Origin of the sequence: Halarchaeum acidiphilum MH1-52-1 (genome assembly GCF_000474235.1) — an archaeon.
Taxonomy (GTDB): domain Archaea; phylum Halobacteriota; class Halobacteria; order Halobacteriales; family Halobacteriaceae; genus Halarchaeum; species Halarchaeum acidiphilum.
The window spans coordinates 1-3,243 of the sequence record NZ_BATA01000120.1 but is presented as its reverse complement, the minus strand read 5'-3'; the positions used below and the strand labels follow the sequence as shown (position 1 = coordinate 3,243).

The window sequence follows — 3,243 nt, the reverse complement described above, 5'->3', positions numbered from 1 at the left end:
AGCCTTATCTGAACACCGCCGTTGTGACGGACGGCGAGGGCTTGGAGCCACGATTCTGCTGTCTGCGGTTCGACATGGATGAAACTAGTTGCAAACGATGAGGTTCTCAGTTCTATATCCTAAAAGATATGTTCGATAGCATTCCGATTTCCATGTGGAATTCTCTGGAATCGGTATCCATCTTCATCGAGGACGTTCACCAGGTAGACGGCGTTCTCGACAAGAAATTCGACGTGATCAAGTTGATAACGTCGATGAAGTTCGGCCAGAAACCATCGTGTTGTCTGTTTCGTTACCGTCGGAAACAGCCTGAGATGCAAGATTTTGTTCGTCTTAGGATCGACGACACTGTACAGCCAGTGGTCATCGCCGTTGACGCGGATCACTTTCTCGCCGACCGCGATCTGATCCGCACTCACCGACGAAATCGGCTGTAGATCAGCCTTGTGTACCCAGTTATGAACAGCGGCATGACTTCGTTGGACTCCTAACTCGTCGAAAAATTGACTGGCATCCCTCGTGGACATACCGGCAAGGTGGCACCGGATGCCCACTTGGGAGTCCGCTTGCGCTCCACAAACGACAAGTCGACCCACTCGATACAGCCACTGAGGCGGTCGAACTCTGGCATAGACACTCGGAACTCGTCCGCCTCATCCTCTAACTTAACGCGACCGTACAGTCTGGAATCGACTTTATCGTCTGACTGGTATCGGATGTGGCCTGTCCCGTGTAAGAAAAATCAGCGCCGATCGCTATCGCGTTACCGGTGCCTCGGCAACGCCGATAGACTCGACAATCGCACGTACATCATCACCAGGCGTGATGTGCGCGGCACCCGGGGTTCCTGTGCTGAACAGGTCACCCGGTTCGAGGGTCATCACGCCCGAGTGGAACGAGACGATCTCCTCGGGCGGAAATAGCATGTTCCGAATCTCGTTCTCGGCCTCGACGCTCCCGTTGACTTCCGTCTGCACCGACAGCGACGTGAGGTCTAGTGGTTCTTCGGGCACCGCAAGTGCGGCGCCGGGCACGAGGAACGTGTCGTAGCTTTTTGCGCGCGTGAGGAACCGCGGGTTACGCTGGAGGACGTCCTCGGCGGTCATGTCGATGATCGGGAGGAAGCCCGCGATCACGTCCTGGAAGTCGGCCTCGTCGACGTTGCGACAGGTGCGCCCCATCACGACGCCGAGTTCGGCCTCCGCAGTAACGCGCTCGCTCTGCGATTCAAGGGGGAGGCGAATCGGCCCGCCCGGTCCGGTGGGCACCGTCGAGGGCTTCATGAAGCTCGCGGGCTCCTCGGGGCGCTGTTCATCGAGGTCACCGGCGTGCTCCTCGTAGTTGAGGCCAATACCCCAGAGCTTCCCGAACGCTTCGAGGGGTGCGCCAAACGTGATATCCGCGGCCGGTACAGGGTCGGCAGGTGCGTCCGCCACGTCGCCCAGCGTTCCGTCGGCTGCTCGCGGGAGCGCATCCTGCGCGGCGTCAAGGTCGGTCTCAACCGCGTCCAGCGGGACGAACCCATCCTCATCGCCAAGTAGCGATTGGCCAGTCGCGGTGCGTGCGAGGTACTTCATTCTTCCCGGTCCGTCCAAAAGTCGAACGAGCGTCCGGGCGCGAATACGTCTAGCCCGACGGCGCGTTCATTGCCAGTGTTCTCCACACGGTGGGTCTCATTGGACTCCAGCAGTACCGAGTCGTTCGGCTGGAGCGTCACCTTGTCGTCTTCGGTAGCGACGGTGAGTTCGCCTTCAAGGCAGAGACACACCTGCTCGTTTTCGTGGTCGTGCATCGGCGAGCTGTGGCCCGGCGGCTTCTCAAACCACTCAAAAGAGAACTGGTCGCTACCGGCCATCGCGACGCGGCACCAACCCTCCTCGGGCTCGTAGGTCTCCGCCTCATCGAAGCGAACCGGCTTCATAGGTTCGACTCCGTGGAGCCGCCCTCGATGGGAAGCGCGGCGCCGTTGATGTAGCCGGACTTCGGCGAGCTCAGGAACGCGACCGTGTCGCCGAGCTCCATCGGGTCACCGATGCGGCCGAGCGGGTTGCCTGCCCAGTCTTCGAGGCCCTCCTCGTAGTTCTCGTAGTCCCCGCGTTCGATCGCGCTCTCGATAAGATTCTCGATGCGGGAGGTCTCGTGGGAGCCGGGGAGAAGTGTATTGGAGCGTACCTCGGGGGCGAACTCCTTCGAGAGCGTCTTCTCCAGGCCGACGACGCCCATCCGGACCGAGTTCGACAGCACGAGGTTCTCCTTGGCTTCCTTGACCGTGCGGGACGTGATGGTGACGATAGTGCCGCCGTCACCTTCTTTTAGGTGGGGTGCGGCCTCCCGGGCGAGCCGGACGACGCTCATTACGAGCAGTTCGTAGGCGTGCTCCCAGTCCTCGTCAGTCGTCTCGAGGAACTCGCCGGACGGCGGGCCGCCGGCACTCGTGACGAGGTGGTCAATCGTGCCGAACTCCTCAACGGTTGTATTGACGAGCTCTGTGATGTCATCGGTGTCTGTCAGATCGCCCTGTTGAGCGACGACTTCGTTGGTCGCGACTTCTTCTACTTCCTTGCGAGCTTCTTCGAGTCGGTCCTCATTGCGGCCGTTGATGACGACGTTGGCGCCCTCGCGGGCGAGCGCCTTCGCGGAGGCCTTGCCGAGGCCGCTGGACGAAGCGACTACCAGTGCCGCGTTACCATCTATTTGTAGGTCCACGTGAGGACCAATTATGGACATCCGTGAAAACGTTTCTGTACCGGCAATTCCGCGTGCACCCGTCAGCAAACCGATGCGGTACTTTCCTTGAAACAACGTCGCAAATGTGCACACCTGAGCGCTGGCCGCGCACCCATCCCCGAGGACTGCTGAGACTTAGCTCTCGTCGATCTCTCAATGTTCGTATCAAGACCTCACGAACCGTCTCTGAGTCGTATCTGCCGAACTCGGCGACGCCTGCCGGTGGCGTCGTCGAGACAATAGATCGCGTGGCTGCCGACGCCGGCGACGACGATAGCGCCCTCAAGCAGCGAGTCGATGCTGAGACGGAATAGTCCGATCCGCGCTATCCTCACCAATCAAGCGCCGCCCTGTTTTTAAGGACGTACACGACACGCTCGAAATAATGGTCTAAGATCAGCTTTAATTCGGTGTCGATAGCGGCGTTGAGCCACTTTTTATCGCCATCAATCTCGATTTGTTTCTCATCAATGGAGACCCTCACGGCGACGCCATTGTCAGTACCTCACAAAGCGT

3 protein-coding genes and 2 pseudogenes are annotated in these 3,243 nt (G+C 59.5%); all 5 read right to left on the bottom strand.

All coding sequences use genetic code 11. The features are described 5' to 3' along the window. A pseudogene (locus tag AOZ13_RS13240) lies at nt 1-631 on the bottom strand (IS6 family transposase); the annotation flags it as partial. Between the two features lie 124 nt (nt 632-755). Continuing rightward, entirely contained in the window at nt 756-1,577 is an 822-nt protein-coding gene (locus tag AOZ13_RS13235) for a fumarylacetoacetate hydrolase family protein (RefSeq protein ID WP_020222458.1), read from the bottom strand. Next, nucleotides 1,574-1,921, bottom strand: a complete 348-nt coding sequence (locus AOZ13_RS13230; protein ID WP_021780833.1) for a cupin domain-containing protein — start codon at nt 1,919-1,921, stop codon at nt 1,574-1,576. Before AOZ13_RS13230 ends, AOZ13_RS13235 begins: the two co-directional genes overlap by 4 nt. Beyond that, nucleotides 1,918-2,706 (bottom strand): SDR family oxidoreductase, encoded by a 789-nt coding sequence (locus AOZ13_RS13225; RefSeq protein ID WP_020222456.1) that lies wholly within the window; start codon nt 2,704-2,706, stop codon nt 1,918-1,920. Before AOZ13_RS13225 ends, AOZ13_RS13230 begins: the two co-directional genes overlap by 4 nt. Before the next feature lie 409 nt (nt 2,707-3,115). Beyond that, nucleotides 3,116-3,208: pseudogene (locus AOZ13_RS14085) on the bottom strand (IS6 family transposase); the annotation flags it as partial. Between the last annotated feature and the right edge of the window lie 35 nt (nt 3,209-3,243).

Bases quoted from the DNA above. Each gene is read 5' to 3' on its own strand.
- AOZ13_RS13235 (WP_020222458.1), bottom strand. From the start codon at position 1,577: ATGAAGTACCTCGCACGCACCGCGACTGGCCAATCGCTACTTGGCGAT.
- AOZ13_RS13230 (WP_021780833.1), bottom strand. From the start codon at position 1,921: ATGAAGCCGGTTCGCTTCGATGAGGCGGAGACCTACGAGCCCGAGGAG.